Raw genomic sequence first — 22,886 nt, 5'->3', positions numbered from 1 at the left:
TCCCATGCTCTGCATGGGAACGAGATAAGGGCGGACAAGATGTCCATCCCACAAGAAATATCTACAATTTCAGCTTTTCACCGCGAATCGAATAATCTAACAATTCCATCGGGTGAATAACTGAAATCTTCTTACCTTGCAACTGCAAATGTTTAGTAATCTGCAAAGTACACCCCGGATTAGCAGAAGCAATTAACTCAGCACCAGTATTCAATAAATTCTCTACTTTTTGCCGACCCAATTCTTCAGAAACTTCTGGTTGCAGCATATTATAGACTCCAGCACTACCACAACACAAAGCTGCATCTATTGGTTCTCTCAACTTTACCCCTGGAATTTGCCGCAATATCTGACGTGGTTGGACGCTAATCTTTTGTCCATGCAATAAATGACAAGCATCTTGATAAACTAAATTCAAAGGCTTATCGGTTAACGGCGATAGTTTTGTTGTTAAGCCAACAGTTGCCAAAAATTCTTGAGCATCTCTAACTTTAGCGGCAAAATCTTTTGCTTTTTCTCGATATTCTGGGTCATCTTCTAAAATATGCCCGTATTCTTTCAAAGTATGACCGCAACCAGCAGCATTGATAATTACAAAATCTACATCGGTCTTGGCAAAACTATCAATCATCTGCCTTGCTAAAGCTTTTGCTTGTTCTGTTTGTCCTTGGTGTTCGGGAAGCGCCGCACAACAACCTTGAGATTTCGGAATCACAACTTCACAACCGTTAGCGGTTAAAACCCGCACTGTTGCTTCATTTACGGAAGAGAAAAACAGTCGTTGGACGCAACCCAAAATTACGCCAACGCGGTAGCGCTTTTCACCTTTAGCAGGAATGATAGTAGGAAAATTATCTTCAAAAGATTTGAGAGTAATTTCTGGCAGAATTGATTCCATTGCTGCCAAACGGGGCGATATTTTGTTGAGTAAGCCCGTAGTCCGAAATAATTTAGCAAACCCCAATTTTTGATAAACTAACAACGGAATTAGTAAAAACCGTAAAAGATTTGCATAGGGAAACAGAGAAAAGATCAATTTCCGAAAAAATTGGTCTGATAAACTGCGGGGATAATTCCGTTCAACTTGATGACGAGTTGCAGAAATTAACTTGTCGTATTGCACACCAGAAGGACAAGTACTGACACAAGCAAGACACCCCAAACAAGAATCAAAATGTTCTACTGTTGCAGTATTGAGAGCAATTTCACCCTCATTAATTGCATCCATTAAATAGATACGTCCTCTAGGAGAATCCATCTCCTTGCCAAGCACACGATAACTGGGACAAGTCGAAAGACAAAATCCACAATGGACACAACTATCAATCAACTTCGGGTCAGGTGGATGACTCCCATCAAACCCCTTCAAATTCTTTAAACTACCCGTATTATTAACAGAATTTTCTGAAACTTGCATATTTCTATCTTTCCCCTCTTCCTTTGCGTCCTTTGCGTCTTGGCGGTTTGTTAAAATTAAATCCCACCCACAAACCGACCAGGACTTAAAATCTTCTTACTATCAAACTGTTCCTTAATACGGCGCATCAACGGCAAAGCGTTGCCAGTATAACCCCAAACATCTATTTGTTCTTTAATCGTTACTGGTGCTGACAAAATTGTTAAAAAACCACTACTTGCTTGAGTGCGATCGCGGATTTTCAAAACTTGATTTTTACTCTCTAATTGTAACAAACCTAACCCACTACTAATATGAATCAAACCTAACTCCACCTGAGTCAAAATCTCGACAGCAGCAGTAGGTAACACTCCTATTTTGCAGGTAATTACCGATTCTGTAGCAGAAGTATGTATTCGTTCTTGCAATCTCTGCCATAGATTAGCTTCCTCAGCATCGGCAAAAATTGCCCCATCTAAACCCAACTTTTGCCCAACTTCCAAAACTCGGTTTGACTGTTCTTTAACACTTTCACTAATACTTTGAAAGCGGGCAATTAATCCTAGTCCTTCACCCAACCCTAAACTAGATACCAATTTACTTGATAGCAAATCAGCCTGCACTGGCGTTAACGCCGAACCCCGAAGGATATCAGCCGCTTGAGATATAGCCTCAGCTTTCCCAGTTAGTACCACCGTCCCCGATGCTTCTGCTAGCGGGTACAGACGAAAAGTTAGTTGACTAATAAAGCCTAATGTGCCATAAGACCCCGTAAGCAACTTCATCAAGTCATAGCCGGCGACATTTTTAACTACTCTTCCCCCAGCTTTAGCAATTTCTCCATCAGCACGCACAAAGGTAATACCTAGTAACTGGTCGCGCACACTACCATAGCGTTGTCGCAGAGAACCTGTATCACCTGTGGCAACAATACCGCCAATGGTTGCCGATTCTGGTGCTGTGGGATCAAGGGCGAGAAATTGCCGCGACTTTGCTAAAAGTGCTTGCAAATCGGAGAACTTCATCCCAGCTTCTACCGTAACAGTCAAATCGCCAACAGCGTGTTCTATCAGTTGGTTGATGCGTTCTGTACTGACTACAACATCAATGCTTTTTGCTAAACTACCCCAGTTGAGTTTACTACCACTACCACAGGGGAGGACGGGCCAGTTATTTGTGTGAGCTTTGGCAATGACTGCGGCTAGCTGTTTTTGAGTGCGAGGATAGACAATACAACTGGGTGATTTTCCAGAAGCTATAGCCTGTTGGATACGTTTTTGCTGACTAAGTTCGATATTTTCCCAAAGGCAAACAGTATTTTCTTCGCCGACGATAGATGCAAAATCAGAAGCGCAGACGGCTTGCGGTCTGTCATTAGACATTGCTTTCATTGAGTTTATTTTTTTACGCCCTACTTCTAATTTACTGGCTAACCTGACCAAAAAAGCACATTGCCATTAATATACGGTGGCTTCAATATAAAAAGCGATGCCTACAGCGCAAGCCGGCTTGTAATCAGCGCCAAATGAAGAGGTAAGGTTTCAAGCGATCGCTGTCCAAAAGGCGATGAATATAGCAATCCTAAATCATTCGTGAACAATAAGATCCCCGACTTCTTAGAGAAGTCGGGGATCTTAGTCTCTCGATTTTCACAAAATAGTATTGCTATATTTTAATACATTATCTTCAGCAAAGTCTTTTGATCGCTTAGATCAAAAGCTAACAATTACCGACTCTTGTGGTAAAAAGTTGAGCTTTGTTAAAGCTGAATAAAGTTATCATGCTCTTGTATTAAGAGCGATCGCGCTTCGTTGGGTAAGGTATTAGCCTTATCCAACCTATAATATTTGAAAGCTTTCAAATTTTAGGAAAAAAGTAGTAGATAAGTAAAATTTACTCATCTACTACAGGTAGAGTTAGGAGACATCTGGGATATTTACAATATCTTATATGGGAAAAATTAATAAATTTCAGCGATGAATATTGCTATTTAAGTGTAGTTATTCAAAATAAATTTATGTTGTTTTATTTTGAATTTTGAATTTTGAATTTTGAATTGATTCATGTTTCTCTGATTCACTTTTAAAAAAAGTAACAGATGGGTAAAAATTAGCCATCTGCTACAAGCAAACGGAGGTATAAACTTGATTATTTAATTGGCATGAACCAATTCTTGAGGCGCGGCGGCATCATAAGCTGCGGCTTTCACAAATTCCTTGAGAACGTCTTTGAGTCTTTGCTCAATTTCCTCATCTAACAAGACACTATTATCAGCTTGTCGTTGAATTTGTTTATCTACCGCATAAACTGTAGCTAGGATATGCCGCGCTCCTAATTCAGATAATACAGGTTTTAGGGCGTATTCAATTGCCAATAAATGAGCGATGGTTCCACCCAAAGCTATTGGTAACACGGGTTTACCTGTCAATGATTTTTGTGGCAGCAAATCTAGAAATGTTTTTAGCACTCCCGTATAAGCAGCTTTGTAAATTGGGGTGGCAATAATCACACCATCTGCCTTTGCTAATAAAGCTTTTGGCTGTTCTAAAGCTGGGCTGTCGTAACGTCCAAAAACTAAATCTTCAGCAGGCAAATCTCGAACTGAAATAATGTCTACATGCAGGCCTTCTTGTTGTAAAAGCTTGGCAGTGTATTCGACCAAACCATAGGTTCTAGATGGATGAGTAGGACTACCAGCGATCGCTAAAATATTTGTCATTCAATTAAACTCCCAATTTCTAAAACGGGTTGAGTATGTTTTGTGTTTTTGGTCTGCATAGCTGATGCTGTGTTGACCTTCTCACTCAGACGTTTGTAGGGACGGCGCAAACTCATACTCTCAACTTCCCAAATGTAGCCATGAATAACTACATCCTGGGGAATGAAAGGAGAATTACGCAGTAATTCCACCTGCTGTGTGCAGATTTCATCTACATCGGTAAACGTTTTGATCCATTTGGAAAAAACACCTTTTGGTAGCTTCAATTCTGGTAAAGCAGGATCGATAGTAACTTGATCCACGTCAATACCTTGATTTCGCAATACCTCACTGAGAAAGTCTCCTGATGCTGTCATCATGCCACATTCGGTATGATTAATGACGATGATTTCTTTTGTGCCAAAAAACTGCGTAGTTAGCATCGCTGACCGAATCGCATCATCTGTAACTAAGCCTCCAGCATTACGGAAAATATGAGCATCTCCTTCACCAATTCCTAATGCTTTCTCTACAGGTAAACGTTCATCCATGCACGCTAGCACCCACAAGCGTTTGTTGTTAGGTATTCCCAACTGACGACGCAATGCCCAAGCTTCTTTTTCTGAGATTTTTTGGTCAATTTGTTGGTGCAGCATGGTTGGTAATCTCCTAGTTCTTATTTACTAGGATATGGACGTTGCTCTTTCTTGAGGCTTTTGCTTAGGGAAATCTTCATTCGCCACAATCTCGCCAAATGGACTTAAGACATGTTGTTTCTCCACTGTCGGCAGATTCTCTAATGGCAGGTGGGGAAATAGCAGTTCTGCAACTCGATAAGCTTCCTCTAGATGGGGATAGCCAGAGAAAATAAAGGACTCAACACCCAAAGCAGCATATTCCAATATTCTGGCTGCTACAGTTTGGGGATCGCCGACTAAGGCTGTTCCCGCACCACCCCGTACTAAACCGACTCCCGCCCATAGATTCGGACTGATTTCTAATGCCTCACGATTACCGTGGTGGAGTTGAGTCATCCGGCTTTGTCCAACTGAATCCATCCGCGCATAAGCTTTTTGGGCTTTAGCGATCGCTTCGTCATCTACATATTTAATCAATTGATTCGCCGCATCCCAAGCTTCACTCGTGGTTTCGCGCACAATCACATGTAGGCGAATCCCAAACCGCAAAGTCCGGCCTTCTGCTTCTGCAAGTCTGCGAACTGATGCAATCTTCTCGGCTACTTGCGCTGGTGGTTCGCCCCAAGTTAGATAAACATCTACATGTTTAGCAGCAATTTTTTGAGCAACAGGAGAGGAACCGCCAAACCACAAGGGCGGATGCGGCTTCTGAACAGCTGGAAACAATAGTTTCCCATCCTGAATATTGAAATATTCGCCTTGGAAATTAGCTTGTTCACCACTAGCGATCGCTCGCCATACTGTCAAAAATTCATCTGTTAATTCATAGCGCTGATCGTGATCCAAATGCAAGCCATCTCCCGCTAATTCCACGGGATCGCCCCCTGTCACGACATTTATCAGCAAGCGTCCTTCAGAAACGCGATCGAAAGTCGCCGCCATTCGCGCTGCCACTCCAGGCGATACCAAGCCAGGACGAATCGCCACCAAAAAACGCATCCGTCGCGTCAGTGATACCAGCGTTGATGCAATAATCCAAGCATCTTCACAAGAACGACCAGTGGGTAGCAATGCCCCTGTATAACCAAGGTCATCCACCGCTTGGGCTATCTGCCGCAGATAGGGAAAGCTTACTGCCCGTCCACCTGTAGCCGTTCCAAGGTAACGTCCGTCGCCGTGGGTTGGGATGAACCATAGTAGCTGCATGAATCCTGTCCTTATAAACTACGGTAAACCTATAGAAATACCGTGCTTTATTTCTAGCTTTAGAGTATCACATAATTCTACAAAAGCCCGCAAGAAGTTTTAAAAAACTCCGGTATTCCTATCAGACCAATGTATATTAGGCGGTGTTCAATAAGCTAGCGATCGAAAAATTGGGGATTGGGGAAGAGGAGGCAGAAGGCAGGAGTCAGGAGGCAGGAGGCAGTTTTGAATTTTGAATTTTGAATTGTTAATGTGGTTAGGTTTTCAGCGATGAACGTGGGTAGCCATCCAGCCCACAGGCAATAGGCGTAAAATTCCGTTCTGTCTCTAGGAGAAATAAGGCAATGGGGCCGATGTTGATTGCTGCCAATGATTGGCCACATATAGCGTTTAGATGGATAACTCTACTTGTATTAGGGATTTCCAAATAAAAAAATATTCAATTAACTCTTGTGGGGTGGGCATCTTGCCCGCCCTATTATGGACTGGGCGCTCATGTTGCCCACCCCACAATATTGGATAATTTGTTGTTTCTTAGCTAATTTTAATCAGTTTATCAGGATTAATTTAGAACGATCGCTGATTATAGTTATTCATGTAGGGAATTCCGTACTGGAGTTGATTGTCCAGTGAACCGGAAAATAGAAAATAATAGATATATGGACAAACGGTATTTTTTGCAGGCTGGTGCAGCCATAGTCGGCACAGCATTTTTATCAAGGTATATCAATTGGGGGTCACAAGCGATGACAACTTCTCAGAGTGGATTTGAAGTTACTAAACCAGAATCAGAATGGCGCACCATTTTAACGCCAGAACAGTTTAATGTATTGCGTAAACATGGAACTGAACGCCCTTACACCAGCCCACTGGATAAGGAATACGATAAAGGCACTTATTATTGTGCCGCCTGTGAATTACCACTGTTTACATCTGATACCAAATTTAACAGTGGTACTGGCTGGCCTAGCTTTTTCAATCCGATTGAAGGTGCGATCGCTGTAACTGTAGATAGGTCGTTGTTTATGACCAGAACTGAAGTACATTGTAGTCGCTGTGGTGGTCATCTAGGTCATGTTTTTGATGATGGCCCTGCACCGACTGGCAAGCGCTACTGCATGAACGGAGTTTCGCTAAAGTTTGTTCCTGCTTGATAAGTTGCTTAGGCGTAGACTGTCCTAAATATCGGACTTACTAACCTAAATCATCCTATTTGCTTGGTTCTTGTTTCTGCTTTTTGTCTTTGGGATCTTTTTTAGGTTTTTTAACTTCTTTGTTACTTTTTCTTTCTTTCGACATCAGTGTTCTCCAACTAGGTTAATTAGTGAAAGCTTCAACATTCTGCCATCAGGGAATCAGGAGGTGGCTTATCTGATATTCTCTTAAAACAAAAAAGAAAGTATCAGATGTAAATGCTACTGACTACCATGATACTGTGTTGTTTGATTTTCTTTTGACAACCTTTTTGATCTATTTGAAGCACAATCGCCTTTAGGGTAGCACAGTTAACTGTGCTACCCTAATTATTTACAACGTCGCTACAAGATCCTGCAAGCGATCGCGTCCATCCCGAAAGACTGGCCAACCATCGCCTACTAGTACTGCTTCTACCCGACTTAGTTGAGCCAACCTGCGAATAGAAGCAACAGCTTCTTCTCGATTCAGCAGCTTGTCATCTGGTAAAATCGTTAAGCTACCGGCTTTACGTGCCCGGACTAAATCCCCTGTAATTAAAGTTGTTTCTTCTAGTAATAGAGCCAATTCACCAGGAGTTTTAGAACCATTGAGTTCAATCACTTCTAGTCCTGGGACAAATTCTTCACCATCAGATAGCCAGCGATCGCAAGGTATGGGAAAAGTATCTTTTTCTGCTATGGGGCCAGCTATCTTAGCATAAGTTTGATCGGCAATTTCTTTACTTGCCCTGATATGCTCGGAATTCGTCAGCACAATCCAAACCACACCGCCGAGGGATTTCAGATGATTCCAATCATGGTTTGATAGGGCTACTGGGTCAATCAAGATGTTACCATCTGGCCGAATCCAGGCAATCCCATTGAAATCAATATTTCTTGCCGGATTGAAACTAGACCAGCTATACAGATCGGGACGGTGCAAAGATTTCATGATGATTCTGGATCAGTACTTCGATAATTGACTATTAATATCAATAATTTAGTATATAGATAATAAGGGCATTGGGGACTAGGTACTGGGGACTGGGGACTGGGGACTAGGTACTGGGGACTGGGGACTGGGGTTTTTACTCAGCACAGTTCTTTAATTTGGAATTTTGAATTGATTTCTCCCCTGGATCTGGATTTTGAGTATACTACGATAAATCTATCGATATTATGATTTTTATGAAAAGAAGTGAGGTTTAAAACCGTACAACTCTTAGAGACGCTACCGCGAACGTCCCGCTACGCGCTAACGCCTGCAAGTGGCGCGTTCGCGGTAGCGTTCGCACGAGAAAGAATCATTGTTTCCCAAGGGTTGTTGAAACCCCACCCGCAAGTGGCGTGGCTGTCTTTAATTTTGAATTTTGTTAGCGCAGCGTTAGCGAGTCCGCGAGCGTCATTTTGAATTTTGAATTGATTCATCTGGTTTATAGAAATTCCCGCATAATCGCAACAGAGATCAACGGAGGTATAGGGGTGAGTGAAATTAAGCGCCAAAAAATATCAGTGAAGGCAGAACAGTTTACAGAGTCGGTGATTCGAGAAATGACCAGGGTTGCACTGCAACACGATGCAGTAAATCTGGCGCAGGGGTTCCCTGATTTTTCTTGTCCCTTGGAGTTGAAACAGGCAGCATATCAGGCAATAGAGGCGGATGTGAACCAGTATGCCATTACTTGGGGCGATCGCCCATTTCGTCATGCGATCGCTAACAAAGTCCGTTGGTATCTCGGCTTAGATATCAATCCTGAAACCCAAATCACCGTTACCTGTGGTTCCACAGAAGCAATGGCATCTGTGATGCTAGCAACAGTTGATCCCGGCGATGAAGTAATTGTATTTGAGCCATATTACGAAAACTACGGTCCTGATGCGATTTTAGCTGGTGCTATACCCCGTTACGTGACACTCCATCCTCCTCATTGGACATTTGATGAAGCAGAGTTGCGTCAAGCTTTCAATGCCAATACTAAAGCGATTATTATCAACACACCCCACAATCCCACAGGTAAAGTCTTCACTCGTGAAGAACTTACCCTAATTGCTGAACTTTGTCAAAAGTGGGATGTGTTAGCCTTCACTGATGAAATCTATGAACATATTCTCTATGACGGCACTCAACATATTGCCCTCGCGACCCTTCCCGGTATGGAAGAACGCACCGTTACTATTAACGGTCTATCTAAAACTTATAGCGTTACCGGATGGCGAGTCGGCTACATTTTGGCAAACCCCGAATTGACAGGGGCGATTCGCAAAGTCCATGATTTTCTCACCGTTGGCGCACCAGCACCATTGCAACGAGCCGGTGTTGCTGCTATGCAACTGCCACCATCCTATTATGAAGAACTGGCCAAACTTTATCACCAGAAGCGAGACAGTATTTTACAAATTCTAGACCAGGTTGGAATTCCCTATTTCGTTCCCAAAGGAGCGTATTACGTTCTTGCAGATATTTCCAAATTTGGCTATAAAACAGATGTTGAATTCACTTACCATCTGATTAAAAATATTGGTGTTGCTGTAGTTCCTGGTTCCAGCTTTTTCAGTCAACCAGAAAAAGGACATTCGTTAATCAGATTTTGCTTCAGCAAAAGACCTGAGACATTACAAACAGCGAGCGATCGCTTACTAAAATTGCAATCAAATCTACAGCCAATATTATAATATATTTCTTCTCCTCTTTTATATGAGTTGTGAAAATCGAGAGACTCAGATCCCCGACTTCTCAAAGAAGTCGGGGATCTTATCGTTCACGAATGATTTAGGACTGCTATATCTCCAAGTTAATATAAGTTTTCATTTGTTAAAAAAAATAACATTATTTTCGAGTTAGATTTAACTCTAACTTTCGATACCCAATGTAAAGTTAACTTGCCAAATTAAACCCCACTTCGCAACGGGGGTTTATAAGCCTTAATGTATAGTAGTCTTCAGAAAAACAACACCAAGCTAGTGTAGAATTAGTTGAAATTTCCGGTAATTATATCGGGATAGTAGGCTTAAAAATTCTGGATTAAAAGCCCCATTGACTCTTTAAAAGGATAGGACTAACGTTATGAGTAGTCCTTGAAAGGACACTATCTATACATCAAAAAATCAGGAGGTATTTCCGATGATGATGATGATGATGACTGAAACCATGACTCCAGAAATGCAAACTTGCATGGATGTTTGTATGGACTGTCATAAAATGTGCATGGAAACCATGACTCATTGCATGAGCAAAGGTGGTCAGCACATGGACAAGAACATGATGAGCATGATGAGCATGATGCGCGATTGCTCTGAAATGTGCATGATGTGCATGAACATGATGATGAGCGGTTCTGAGTTCATGGAACGCACTTGTATGCTTTGTGCCGAAATGTGCGATCGCACTGCAATGGCGTGTGAGATGATGAGCGATGACGCGAAAATGATGGAATGTGCTGCCGCTTGCCGTAAGTGTGCAGAGTCTTGCAGAAGTATGCACATGATGCCCGCATAATTCCACGACAATCTAGCAGAAGTTTCTCTGCAACCTAATATTCAAGCGCTCAGACTCTTTGGGGTCTGGGCGCTTGAAGTAATTTAATCATTGTGGTTGGCTGAACTCTTGTGTCAACCTTGTATACACTTTCCTTAGCATCCACTCTTTAACTACTTCACCAAAATCTTTAAAATCTATGATTTTGGTAAAAATATCTTGATTTAAATCCATTCGCTCAATCAGCTTTGTCAGAAATACATCCTCAAAGCCATATTTAAAGTTCTGAATTGAGTTACTTTTGGCTTGTTGTGATAATGTCTGATCCTGAACTAGTGCTTCTTCAATTTGGCTGAAAAAATATTTGTCTGCTTCACTAAAATCAGTTCTAAATCTTTTGTTGAGAATATCGATAATCTCTGAAAGTTTAGCCTGTTCTTCTTTATCTCTTGGTATGCCAGCTTCGGTTATAGGTTGTAGAGATAACTTTCAAATTTGTCGGGTAGTTCTTTTTCACCAAAGCCGTTGATATCAGGATAAGAGCATCTCAATCAGGCTTGACATAAAGGTTGTGAGGAATCTAATGTAGAGTCAATGAAACAAGAACTAAGAACTCGAATCATATAATTGTTATCAGGGTAGACTCATCAACTGTAATGTATTGGAAGCCTGCTAACTCACATTTTGCACCAGGTAACTGGAAGTCGCAGCTACACAGACAAAACCCGCCTCTGCGGGTTTGCTGACTTTTCACGGTATCTGGAAAACCTCTCTCTAAATCTCTTTCCTAAAAGGAGAGAGACTTTGAATATTCCCCCTTCCCTCGTAGGGAAGGGGGTTAGGGGGTTAGGTTTTTCGTGGCTTTTCCACATAACGTGAAAAGTCAGGCGGGTTTGAAGCTATTGCTTGCCATAATCATCCTATGTATGGTCAAATAACTAATCTTATCACTGCCGCCAAGTTTTCCATTATTACAGCTTCGTTGTGTCCCGTACATCTCTGCGTTCATTCCATCAAAATCAACCGCAGAGGATCTAAACGCACATACCAAGGAAAAGGTTGGTCTTTCATCGTCGCCCATTTTTCTTTGAAGACTTCAGCTTGCAAATGATAATCTTGAGAATTCTTGCCAGCCGAATGTAATTTGAGAAACAACGTCATTCGATGGGGCGTTTCACTTGTTCGTACTACCCAGCAGGGAAAGGTATTTTCCTGTGATGAGTCGTTGGTAAAAATGAACTGATGGGCACGAATACCGACGTGAGATAATTCGCTGTTGATTGGTTCAATTACTTTCAGGGTACAATCCCAATCAGTCGCTTCCACCTGTTGTGATGACTGGAGAACAGCACGAGAGAAGTTTTTGCATCCAGTGAGTTGAGCAACACTCACAGTAGCAGGATGCTCGAAAATATCATATTTACTGCCATAATGAACGGCTCTACCATGCTCCAATACCAACAGATTTGGGCAAATCCGATAAGCTTCTTCCATATTATGGGTGACAAATAAAGTCACACCTTGGTAGTCAGCTAGAGTTTCTGTCATTTGCTCCTCTAATTGACTACGTAGATGGGTGTCAAGTGCCGAAAACGGCTCGTCTAAAAGTAATGCTTCCGGTTGACTTGCTAATGCTCTTGCTAAGGCTACCCGTTGTTGTTGACCCCCAGAAAGTTGGTGCGGATAGCGATCGCCTAACCCCTGCAACTGCATAGCTATTAGTTGCTCCTCTACCTGCACTCTAATGCTCCCAGCAGATAGTTTTTTGGGCAAACCAAAAGCAATATTTTGCGCCACACTCATGTGCGGAAATAGCGCGTAATTCTGCACTAAAAAACCGATGCGGCGATCGCGGCTAGGTAAATTAATTCCTTGTTCGGAGTCAAATAGAACTCTGTCATTTAAAACTATCCGCCCCGTTGTAGGCGTTTCTATCCCCGCTAGGCAGCGCAAAATCATGCTCTTACCTGCTCCAGAACCTCCTAACAATCCCAAGGGTTGCTCATCAGTATTGAAAGCAACTTTTAAATCAAAGCTAGGAAGTATTTTTTCAATGTTGACAAACAATCCACCAGATTCAAAGCTAGATTGCGGAGTATAAAGAATTTCTCCCCCTGCTCCCCGCTCCCTTCTCCCCGCTCCCTGCTCCCCGCTCCCCGCTCCCCTTCTCTTTTCCCTCAATTCTTGCCAAAAGTTAACTGCAATAATTCCAGAGAGAGAAATCACCATAATTGCGATCGCCCAAAACCAAGCTTCATTCATTGCTCCCGCTTCCACCGCAAAATAAATCGCCATTGGGATTGTCTGCGTTTGTCCAGGAATGTTACCAGCCAGCATCAACGTTGCGCCAAATTCTCCCAAAGCACGGGCAAAAGCTAGCATTGTGGCGGCGACAATACCCGGTAGTGCTAGGGGTAAACTGATGCGCCAAAAGATTGTAGTTTCAGTTGCACCAAGGGTTCTAGCGACTCGCAGCAGATTACCATCTATTTGTTCAAAAGCTCCCAATGCAGTTTTATACATTAAAGGGAAAGAAACTACTGTGGCTGCGATCGCTGCACCATACCAAGTAAAAACGATGGTGAAGTCAAAAGTCCCCATGAATTTCCCTACAGGGCCATTTTTGCCAAAAAATAGCAGCAACAAGAACCCGACAACCGTAGGCGGTAAAATCAGGGGCGCAATAAAGATACCCTCAATCAACGATTTCCCTTTGCCACGATATCCCAGCATCCAGTAGGCAGCAGCGATACCCAAAAAGAAGGTGATAAATGTGGCAAGTAATGAAGTTTTGAGTGATATCCAAAGAGGCGATAAATCCAATGGCATAGTTGTCTGGGGAAGAATTAGCTCAACTAATCCCTAATTTACCAACTTTAGCTTTAATATATTAGAAAAAGTTGGTAAATTACATCACAATCAAGAGACATCTCCGAAAAAGAATTGTTTTGACGTAGCAGTGCTACGTCTCTACAAGGGTTCTGGGTAACGCATCTTTAATTTCTGGAGATGTCTAAGGAAATCCCAAAAACTATCCAAACTTTAAACAAAATTCGCGTTCAGTTGGGTATCAAATATCAGAATTAGATACAGTTTATTATCATTTGATACTCATCTTCAAACCAACTGGTAAAATTATTGGGAATTACCAAAGTGTAAAAATCCTCGCAAACACATCCTGTTAGCAGTATTGAATGCTACCGTCAACAGCAAGTGCATCCTCCTACTAGCAATCAAAAAAAACCCCAAGACCTTTTCTTAGTGTGCGGACTCAAAAGTTTAGGGCAACATTGCGTTGCAATCCTCAAGGAATACGATGTTAAAGTTAGCGCCATTGAGGATGTGCAGCCCGAACATTGGGAAGTCCCAGAAGTACCTAACTTACTAAAAAAGTTAATCATAGGAGACTGTCGCCAGCCAAGTGTTTTAGAGCAGGCAGGTATCAGGCAGTGTCGTTCAATACTTTTAGTAACCAGAAATGAGCGGATAAATATAGAAGCTGCCTTTGCAGCACGCCGTCTTAATCCCCACGTCCGCTTGATTGTACGTTCAGATAAACAAAATTTCAATAAACTATTGTGGGAAAATCTCGGCAATTTTGTTGCCTTTGAACCCACTCATCTTTCGGCTCATGCCTTCGCTCTAACAGCCCTTGGCTCTGAAGCTATTGGATATTTCACCTTAGAAGGGCAACTGTTGCAAGTCATAAAGCATCAGGTACAAGCAAAGGATGGCTGGTGTAATGGCAAGCCAGTACATAGACTCAATCTTACAACTCGCCGCATCTTGAGCCATAAACCTGTTTCGTCTAACCCACTCAAAGAATTGTTTGGCTGGAACCCAGAGGCAGAAGTAGAGGTAGGAGACACGCTAGTTTATATTGATGTGGCATACGATTTAGCTTTCTCTGAGCAACATCGGCAATCTCATCGCCAAAAGTGGCAGTGGCAACAGTTTCTTCAAAGCATCACAACAAAAAATCTCAAGGATAAAATAGCCCAATTTTGGCAATCTTACTACCAAAGCCAAAATCAAATCCGGCGAATTGCGACAATCTATGCGATTACTGTACTCATCCTATGGCTTGTTGGAATAGTTCTTTATCGCTTATATTATCCTGACATTACCATTCAAGAAGCTTTCTATGCGACAGCAGTTTTGCTCTTGGGAGGATACGGAGATTTATTTGGTAGTGTTGAGTTTGCATCGCAACCAAAACCCTCAGACGATATGCCTTGGTGGTTGCGGTTTTTTAGCCTGGGAATGACGTTGACAGGTCAAGCTTTCGTGGGAGTATTATATGCGCTGCTGACTGATGCTCTGGTCACTTCAAGATTCCATTTTTTTAATTCCCGTCCTCCCATACCACAACGCAACCATCTAGTAATTATTGGCTTAAATCGCTTAGGGCAGAAAGTAGCTGCTCTTTTGCAAGAACTCAACCAACCGTTAGTAGGAATTCATCCTACCACTCTCGACCAAGAAACTTTACCCGATATGCCCCTTATCGTTGGTAATGCTACCGAAGCACTCACTAAAGCGAATCTCTCCCATGCTAAAAGTATCATTTTAGTTGGGGACGATAATATGGAAAATCTCGAAATTGGTTTGATGGCTCATGCAATGAACCCCGCCACTACCTTGATTATCCGCTCTCAAGACCGCCAATTTAGTGATAATATCGCCCCTCTGTTTCCCTATGCTCAAGTTATATGTGGTGCGGCTTTGTCGGCAGAAGTCTTTGCTTGTGCGGCTTTTGGAGAAAATGTTCTGAGCTTGTTTCACTTGAATGAGCAAATAGTCATGGTGACGGAATACAAGATTGAAAATGGCGATACTCTAAATGGGTTGCTTTTATCTGAAATAGCTTCTGGCTACAGCGTTGTACCAATTCTCTACCAGAAATATCAGCGAGACAATTACTCTTTAATGCCCTGGTATGATGTTAAGCTTGATGTTGGCGATCGCTTGATTGTTTTAGCTACAAGCAGTAGTTTGCAGCGAATTGAATGGGGTGAAATGCTGCCTCGCCTTTGGCAGGTGCAAATAGAAAAAGCTCTGACTGCAAATGCTATTATCTATGGTGCTGAAGAGATAGTTTTGATTACTGGATGTAGTTCCACTAACGCTAGGCAATGGATGAATAATTTGCCTGGAGTGTTGCCGATACCACTTTATAAACATCAAGCTCAACGTCTCGTGCGCGAGTTAACAAAAGTACAAGTTTTGGCAAATTTAATATTCATTGGGCAACCTTAATCCTCCCATAACTAGAAGTCATATCAATACTGTTGGGTTAAGGCAAGAGACGTGATGAATCGCCGTCAAGACAAAAGACTGATTATTGTAGAGACGGCGATTTATCGCGTCTTTGTGATGATTTATCGCATCTTTAGCGATCTAGAATTTTCATCAAAAAACCTTAGCGAACCGTATTGTAAATCATATTATCTGTGGATAATTATTGGAGTTTAGACTAAATAATCAAACTCAAAGCAAAAAATCAAAAACAAAGTTCATAGGCATTTATTCTAAAAATAAAAGCACAACAACATTGTTGTGCTTTTGTAGATTATTTGTATTCAGTTCATTATGATAATCGGAGAATTTATTAATTAATCCAGTTGAGTACTGTAGGCACTAAAACCATAAGCCAGAGTTTCTTTTAAATTACCTGATGGCTTAAGACTTCTGTTGATAGCATTAGCAAAAGGTACTGGAATCCCTTTAATGGTTTCCGGCAAAATTGCATATTCTGCTGTTGGTTCGACAATGTATTGTGGACATTTCGCTTTCATCCCCGCAGTAGCTAACATTTCTTCTATTTCTGCGGCTGAATATTGCTTGAGATAAACTGGATTTCTCACAAATGGATTCAGCCTTCTGATAAAATTATGGATAATGTGAGAAGGACAAGACTTGTTGTGAAAGGAATGATTAAAAACAAAAATTCCACCAGGTTTTAGCACACGAGAGATATCAGCTAATAATTTTCTTAATTGGGCATCTGGGATATGCATAAAAACGCAGTTAGAAATTACCAAATCTATAGAATTATCTTCTAAAGGCAATATTTCTGCAGAAGTGCAAATCAAGTTAAATTCCGCTTCTGGGAAAAAATTGTATTCTTGTTTAACCTTGATTAACCGCCGCAATAAAGGTTCAGAAATATCAATGCCGTAATATTTCTCGCATCTGAGATTTTTCGCTTTTGAGAGATGTAAAGGTGCGCGACCATAACCAGAACCAATTTCCAGAATAGAACCGACAGATTTATTCAACGGAAATTTGTTCCAAGTACCTCCAGGCGTACCAGTTAGCAGAGTGTAATCTTGTTTAATTGGCGAGGCATCTGTAATTTTTTCAATTTTTTGGGAACCATAATATGTTTTACCAATTGCGTCCCATGTTTTTTTATGTTGAGTATTATTTAATTGTTCATAGTCGCTAGGAAAATAAATGCCATCTCGTAATTCAAAGTCATTCAGACTAAATTTTACATCTGCTAATTGACTCATTATGATTATTCCTCATGAATAGTTAAGTCTGTTTTCTGTTATACTCTCAACTCAGCATTAACCGCAAGTGATTTTTACTGAGTTCGATTCCCTAAGCCTATTTTTAAAGTCTATAACTATTTTAAATTCGATGGAATGTACTACTAAAGCGCCTATTGCATCCAAGTGAAAACCGCTATAATAACAACCCGTCGCCTGATTAGAATACAAGCTCGTATACATTAGTTGATGGACTGCAACAATCGGAGGGTGGGATGGTAGAAGGGTTACAACCAAAACGGGTGGTAGTTGTAGGTGCTGGTTGGGCTGGTTTAGGAGCAACCTACCATTTGGCAAAACAAGGTTATGATGTGACACTTCTCGAAGCAGGCCCCTATCCTGGTGGATTGGTGGCAGGTTGGCAAACAGCAGCCGGAAAATCTGTTGAAGCTGGCATTCATGGCTTCTGGTATCCTTACAGAAATATTTTTTCTTTAATTAATGAATTAGAAATTAATCCTTTTACTACTTGGACTCGTTCTTCGCAATATTCGCCAGCAGGTTTAGAAGTTGAATCACCAATTTTTCAAGACTTACCGCGACTTCCCTCGCCACTGGGAACTTTTCTCTACACTCAGTTTAAGCGGCTGCCACTAATTGACCGTCTGAGTGCCCTACCTTTACTTTATGCTGTCGTTGATTTTGATAATTCTGATGCAGCTTGGCGGCGCTATGACTTTGTAACTGCCCGTGAATTGTTCAAAGATTTTAACGTTTCTTTCCGACTTTACCGCGAGGCTTTTGAACCGATGTTATTAGTGGGCTTGTTTGCCCCTGGTGAACAGTGTTCAGCCGCCGCAACTTTAGGGATGCTTTACTTTTTTATTCTGGCTCATCAAGCCGATTTTGATGTGGTTTGGTGTCGGGGAACTGTCGGAGAAAAGATATTTCGTCCTTGGGTGGAACGTATCGAAAAAGCTGGTGCGCGAGTGTTACCCAAGCGTCGAGTTACAGATTTAATTGTTGATAGTAATCAAGTTAAGGCTGTGGTTTGCGGTGATGAAGTAATTGAAGCAGATGCAGTGATTTTCGCAGTTGGAGTTACGGGGATGAAGAAAATTGTCTCAACTAGCCCTAGTTTACAAAGCCGTGAAGAATTCCGTAATTTGAACAATTTAGGGGCAATTGATGTTTTAGCAACGCGACTATGGTTTGACCGCAAAATTGATATTCCTCGTCCTTCTAATGCTTGTTTTGGATTCGACGCAAGTACAGGCTGGACATTTTTTGATTTGAATGCTCTACATGATGAATATCGGGATGAACCGGGAACGGTGATTGAAGCTGATTTCTATCACGCGAATCAGTTTCTAGGTTTGAGTGATGAGGAGATTTTAGCAATAATTCAGGGTTATTTAGCAACTTGTGTACCCGCGTTTCGAGAGGCAAAGATAATTGATAGCAGTGTAATTCGGCTACCTCAAGCGGTGACTCACTTTGCACCTGGTAGCTATCGTTATATGTTGCCCGCGAAGACAAGTTTTGAGAATGTGTTTATGAGTGGGGATTGGATTGTGAACCGTCATGGTTCCTGGTCGCAGGAAAAGGCTTATGTTACTGGTTTGGAGGCGGCTAATTTGGTGGTGTCTTATTTGGGAGAAGGTCAGCCATCTGAGATTTTAGCTGTAGAAGATGATGAAGTGCATATCCAAGTGGCGCGATCGCTCAACCAAACTTTGCGTGACTTGAGCAAATTTATCCTACCTGACTTTTGGCTACCGTAATTTGCATCCCTAATTTATGTATATTTCTCGCAAATCTAGTTAATCATCAATTGTAATCTAAATTCGGTAAGCTAAAGAAAGCGATCGCCATACTATCCTTATAATGTAAATCAAATCACATCAGCTTATGGAGCCAGACTCTTTACCAACCGAGGTGATTCTAACTCACCCGCGTGAGTCCCTCGGTAGGGTGCAACTTGATTGGACACCCCAACCCGGAAACTATCTCGATTTTCAAGGTAAAACCTACGCAGTTTTAGAACGCCGCCATCGATACCAGCTCCAAGCTGGGCGCTACCGCCTGCATAATATTGCCATTTATGTTCAATCTGCTAAACGACCATCTGAGAAAAGTTTGGTAGCAGGACGTTGGGTAATCGGTGATGCCACCTGCTGTTACAATGCTCATTCAGAACTTATTCGCTGTGCAGTCAACCCAGATGGCCCTTGCGAATCTTGCCGCTTTTATGAAAAGTTAGAAGCGATTTAATTTTGGATTTTAGATTTTAGATTTTGGATTTCGGTGTGAGTGCTACTTCGACCCTTCCTAAGAGACGCTGCGCGAACGGCAAGAAGAAGGGCAAGCAAGCTCTGTACAAGTCAGTCAAATGCTTTTTCCCTCAATCCAAAATCCAAAATTCAAAATCTAAAATTGCCAACTCCTCAACTACCCGCACCAAAAACTTCTCCCACAGTTAAGCGGGTACCATTAACAAAATCCCATCCCGACTGGGGACGTTTACCGGCTAGCTGAACTTCTCGCAACAGCAAAAATCCTTCCCCAGTTTGGACGATCGCACCAATTCCTTTGATAATGCTAACTACAGCTCCCGGTTTGTCTGATACATTTGACAAATCAGGCAATTTATGCAGTAATTCTTGTAGTTCTGGTGGTAGATTGCGTAGACGCGGAGCGGCTTGTCGCCAGACATCGCCTATTGAACCAAGGGGAGCAGAAGCGGTTATTTTCAACAAATTGTTACGAAAGGTAGCTGTGCAGTTAGGGTAAAAGCCTCTAATTTGATTGTGTAATTGCATCGCACTTTTTGACCAATCCAAACCATAGTCTGGTTTTTGAATCAGAGGCGCATAAGTAGCAGCTAAATTATCTTGGGGAATTGGTTGAATTTCTTGACGTTCCAACTTCAACAGAGTTTCCACCAATAAATCTCCACCAATCGCCGCTAGTCTTTCGGCTAAATCTTGGGCATTATCTAATAATCCAATGGGTGTAGTGGCAATTTGTAGGATTGCGCCAGTATCCATCCCCACATCCATTAACATAGTCGTGATCCCCGTTTCGCTTTCACCGTTATACAAACACCACTGAATCGGCGCTGCACCGCGATATTTGGGTAAAATTGAGCCATGCACATTAATGCAGGCCAATTTTGGCATCTTCAAGATTTTTGCCGATAAAATCTGTCCATAGGCGACAACAACAAACACATCTGCATCTAATTCTTTGAGTTTAGTTAAAGTTTCAGTGTCTTTTTTGACTCGTTCGGGTTGCCATACTGGTAAATTATGAGCAGTTGCGATCGCTTTTACTGGTGTTGGCGTCAGTTTATTTCCGCGTTCCCGACGTTTATCTGGTTGGGTAACAACTGCCAGCACCTCAAATTCTGAATGATTCAATAACTTTTCCAATGTGGGTACAGCAAACTGAGGTGTACCAAAAAATACAATTTTCATTAATATATTAGTTGTTAGTCATTAGTTAATCGTAAGTGCGCCCCTCACAACTGACAACATTTAAGTTGTATTTTGAAACAGAAATCACTCAGCTAGCATCTAACAGGCTAATGTATTCTAGACGGCAGTTGCAAAACACAGTTCATTCTCTGTAAATAATATTGGCTGTTTGGTGGTACAATATTTTCGTATTCATGAAAGCAAAGCCTGCTTGATTAACTTAATAAGTTAAGTTTGCAAGTGCAAGAGCTAGTATCAACTGCATCTGCCTCTAGTGAACCTAATCACTTAGTGGTTTTTCGTTACGAGTCGCTAGAGCATCTACCGTGTAACTTTTGTTGTGTTCCCCGTCGTCTTCGCGAAATTGGCTTGAAATACAGTTGCGTTTCCAAAAAACTATTGCGTCTTCTAGCTATTTTTGTAGTTTAGATAGCAATTTATAACTTTGGGTTGCTGACAGCAATATCTTCTGAGTATGATGTGTTATGCGTCTTCTTTCCCAGGTTTTTAATTAACGCCTCACGTTTACCATCTTGAGGGTTACGCTGTTATATTTAGTGTGTAACTTGCTTATTTGCTGTGTACTAGCGATCGCTAGTACGATCCCCAGATGCTAAGTTATCTCACTCCTAGTTGCAAGCGTCATTCTCCAAACTCTACCCGAAATATCCTTTAACCAATACCTATTTTTGGTGTGGTTGGGTATAGCAACCTTATATATCGTGTAGTAATTACTGAGTTCTCAGCATATTTACTATACTCGCATATTTTTGCAAAAAAACATTCAGTGCCTTAGGAAGAAAAGGTGTAGACAATGATACTTAATTTTTGTAAAACTCTACAAACTTTGAAGCAATTATCTAGTCAAAGTTTTTAGTTTCTTGTTATACATATAACTACCGCCTGCCCCATTGCTGAATAGGTATTGCTTCTCACATAGCAACCACCCCCTCTAGAGAGTCTACAAATGCTTAAACCCCTTTTGCTGTCAGGATGGTTCCGCGCCCAACCATTTCTCAATTACGTCGTTGTTGTAATATTGATTGCACCTTTGCTAGGGGCATCGACTCACTCGAACCCAGTAAGCTCCGAAGTAGCTAAACTAACTTCGATAACTGGCGAGTCTGACTCTGTATTAAAGGAAAGAGCTGTAGTTGGGGAACCTGAGATAGCTGAAACATTATTAAAAACAGATCAAATCGACTCATTAATAGAAGAATTTGACTCTGCACCAACAGAAAGTACTGCGGTTCAGCAATCGCAAGTATTACTAGCAGATAAAATTGAGTCTTTGGATCAATTAGATAGTGCTGTGTCAAGCAGCGATGTAACTATTCCCGATTCTTTAGCAGCCGTTGAACTCGCACCATCAACAGATGTTTCTGTTAGTCAACTTAATTTAATACGAAAACTCAAAGCTGCTAATGTCAAGTCTTTGAGAGGACAAGAAAATTCTCCCTCTAAAACAAAGTCTTTGACAGCAACTCAAGTAGCACCAACTATTAGAGAATCACAATCAACCACAACGACAGAAACACCTGTTGAACCAGTTGATGAGTCCCAAGCAGAACAAATAGATCCCATCGGTAGTCCTCATCCGATTCCTTGGAAATGGATTACAGCAACTCAAGAGGCTATTGCTTCCAAGGGTGGTTCTGGAGTGCGTCATTATCGCAGCGTACCCGTGATTTCTCCAGATGGTAGATATGCTGTTTATAGCCGAGTGCAACTGGAGGTAAAACCCCAAATGTACAACAGCCGTGTCACCAGTGTTTTGTTTGTTCAAGATATGCAAACTAAGAAATTGTGGGTGATGGCTTCAACGACTCCAGTTAGCGATCCTTTATTAAGGGCAAAGGCTGTAAAGGCAGAATCTTCAGAAGAAACTGATCCGAGCGGTAAAATTGGGGTATTAGTTCCAGTTAGCTGGTCAGAAAAAGGCGATCGCTTCTTAGCACGCAAGTTTGAAGGTATATTTAACACAGGTGATTCTACAGATAGTGCAGTGATTTGGGATCGGCAAAAAAACCACACTAATATAGTTGCTCCTGTCAATGAAGAAGAACAGCATGATAAAGTTGCCGTCTTGTTAGGCTGGAGTAAAAGTCAACCGGATCAGGTGTTGTTCCGTGCAGGCGAGTTGGGTGAGGAAAACTGGCCATTAGTACAAGTTACTAATGATGGCAAGACTGTCAGGACAACAGACAACGATCAGCCGATTACTTTTGGTAAAAAAGTTACAGAAATTTGGGCAGGCCCACAAGTCGCCTACCGATAGGTTATAAAAAATCCTATAGACTCCCGTTGTTGCTAGTGGCGACA

At 41.7% G+C, this 22,886-nt stretch carries 17 protein-coding genes; 8 read left to right on the top strand and 9 right to left on the bottom strand.

The annotated features are described in order from the left end of the window. Positions 1-61: 61 nt before the first annotated feature. From V7K76_RS08265 to ssuD, 5 genes are all read right to left on the bottom strand, one after another. The gene (locus V7K76_RS08265; protein WP_334776775.1) at positions 62-1,417 is read right to left on the bottom strand and encodes a (Fe-S)-binding protein; all 1,356 of its coding nucleotides are present in this window, start codon (positions 1,415-1,417) and stop codon (positions 62-64) included. Between the two features lie 56 nt (positions 1,418-1,473). Beyond that, on the bottom strand, positions 1,474-2,787 hold the full coding sequence (locus V7K76_RS08260; RefSeq protein ID WP_334776776.1) for an FAD-binding oxidoreductase: 1,314 nt from the start codon (positions 2,785-2,787) through the stop codon (positions 1,474-1,476). A gap of 761 nt (positions 2,788-3,548) precedes the next feature. After that, positions 3,549-4,115 carry an NADPH-dependent FMN reductase gene (gene ssuE / locus V7K76_RS08255; protein WP_179066446.1) on the bottom strand — a complete coding sequence of 189 codons (567 nt, stop codon included), beginning with the start codon at positions 4,113-4,115 and terminating at the stop codon, positions 3,549-3,551. After that, entirely contained in the window at positions 4,112-4,750 is a 639-nt protein-coding gene (locus tag V7K76_RS08250; RefSeq protein WP_334776777.1) for a beta-class carbonic anhydrase, read from the bottom strand. Before V7K76_RS08250 ends, ssuE begins: the two co-directional genes overlap by 4 nt. A 27-nt stretch (positions 4,751-4,777) precedes the next feature. Then, the gene (gene ssuD, locus V7K76_RS08245) at positions 4,778-5,938 is read right to left on the bottom strand and encodes an FMNH2-dependent alkanesulfonate monooxygenase (RefSeq protein WP_334776779.1); all 1,161 of its coding nucleotides are present in this window, start codon (positions 5,936-5,938) and stop codon (positions 4,778-4,780) included. A 659-nt stretch (positions 5,939-6,597) separates the two neighbouring features. On the opposite strand from ssuD, the gene msrB reads away from it, so the two are divergent. After that, positions 6,598-7,092: a peptide-methionine (R)-S-oxide reductase MsrB gene (gene msrB, locus V7K76_RS08240; protein WP_334776780.1), complete on the top strand. Its 495-nt coding sequence runs from the start codon at positions 6,598-6,600 to the stop codon at positions 7,090-7,092. 373 nt (positions 7,093-7,465) lie between these two features. Here msrB and V7K76_RS08235 read toward each other — a convergent pair whose 3' ends face one another. Next, positions 7,466-8,065 carry an MBL fold metallo-hydrolase gene (locus V7K76_RS08235; protein WP_334776781.1) on the bottom strand — a complete coding sequence of 200 codons (600 nt, stop codon included), beginning with the start codon at positions 8,063-8,065 and terminating at the stop codon, positions 7,466-7,468. A 530-nt stretch (positions 8,066-8,595) separates the two neighbouring features. Here V7K76_RS08235 and V7K76_RS08230 point away from each other — a divergent pair. Together V7K76_RS08230 and V7K76_RS08225 are read left to right on the top strand one after the other, a co-directional pair. Beyond that, the gene (locus tag V7K76_RS08230) at positions 8,596-9,786 is read left to right on the top strand and encodes a pyridoxal phosphate-dependent aminotransferase (protein WP_334776782.1); all 1,191 of its coding nucleotides are present in this window, start codon (positions 8,596-8,598) and stop codon (positions 9,784-9,786) included. A 451-nt stretch (positions 9,787-10,237) separates the two neighbouring features. After that, positions 10,238-10,609, top strand: coding sequence for a four-helix bundle copper-binding protein (locus V7K76_RS08225; protein ID WP_094351003.1), 372 nt, complete (start codon positions 10,238-10,240; stop codon positions 10,607-10,609). A 984-nt stretch (positions 10,610-11,593) separates the two neighbouring features. On the opposite strand, the gene modB is transcribed toward V7K76_RS08225, so the two are convergent. Next, positions 11,594-13,417 (bottom strand): molybdate ABC transporter permease subunit, encoded by a 1,824-nt coding sequence (modB, locus tag V7K76_RS08220; protein WP_334776784.1) that lies wholly within the window; start codon positions 13,415-13,417, stop codon positions 11,594-11,596. 384 nt (positions 13,418-13,801) lie between these two features. On the opposite strand from modB, the gene V7K76_RS08215 reads away from it, so the two are divergent. Further along, entirely contained in the window at positions 13,802-15,847 is a 2,046-nt protein-coding gene (locus tag V7K76_RS08215) for a potassium channel family protein (RefSeq protein ID WP_334776786.1), read from the top strand. 54 nt (positions 15,848-15,901) lie between these two features. After that, positions 15,902-16,063: a hypothetical protein gene (locus tag V7K76_RS08210; protein ID WP_334776787.1), complete on the top strand. Its 162-nt coding sequence runs from the start codon at positions 15,902-15,904 to the stop codon at positions 16,061-16,063. Between the two features lie 140 nt (positions 16,064-16,203). On the opposite strand, the gene V7K76_RS08205 is transcribed toward V7K76_RS08210, so the two are convergent. After that, positions 16,204-17,106 carry a class I SAM-dependent methyltransferase gene (locus tag V7K76_RS08205; RefSeq protein WP_334776789.1) on the bottom strand — a complete coding sequence of 301 codons (903 nt, stop codon included), beginning with the start codon at positions 17,104-17,106 and terminating at the stop codon, positions 16,204-16,206. 254 nt (positions 17,107-17,360) lie between these two features. On the opposite strand from V7K76_RS08205, the gene V7K76_RS08200 reads away from it, so the two are divergent. After that, a complete protein-coding gene (locus V7K76_RS08200) occupies positions 17,361-18,869 on the top strand; it encodes a hydroxysqualene dehydroxylase (RefSeq protein ID WP_334776791.1) in 1,509 nt (502 codons plus the stop codon). Between the two features lie 127 nt (positions 18,870-18,996). Beyond that, positions 18,997-19,359: a DUF6464 family protein gene (locus V7K76_RS08195; protein WP_179067068.1), complete on the top strand. Its 363-nt coding sequence runs from the start codon at positions 18,997-18,999 to the stop codon at positions 19,357-19,359. A 173-nt stretch (positions 19,360-19,532) separates the two neighbouring features. Here V7K76_RS08195 and fmt read toward each other — a convergent pair whose 3' ends face one another. Further along, positions 19,533-20,564, bottom strand: coding sequence for a methionyl-tRNA formyltransferase (gene fmt, locus V7K76_RS08190; RefSeq protein WP_334776792.1), 1,032 nt, complete (start codon positions 20,562-20,564; stop codon positions 19,533-19,535). A gap of 967 nt (positions 20,565-21,531) precedes the next feature. Here fmt and V7K76_RS08185 point away from each other — a divergent pair. Next, entirely contained in the window at positions 21,532-22,842 is a 1,311-nt protein-coding gene (locus tag V7K76_RS08185) for a hypothetical protein (protein WP_334776793.1), read from the top strand. Positions 22,843-22,886 lie beyond the last annotated feature (44 nt).

The sequence above is a fragment of the Nostoc sp. genome (assembly GCF_036917975.1).
Lineage (GTDB): Bacteria > Cyanobacteriota > Cyanobacteriia > Cyanobacteriales > Nostocaceae > Nostoc.
Note: the sequence above shows the minus strand (reverse complement) of the source record. Positions and strands in the feature narration are given on the sequence as shown.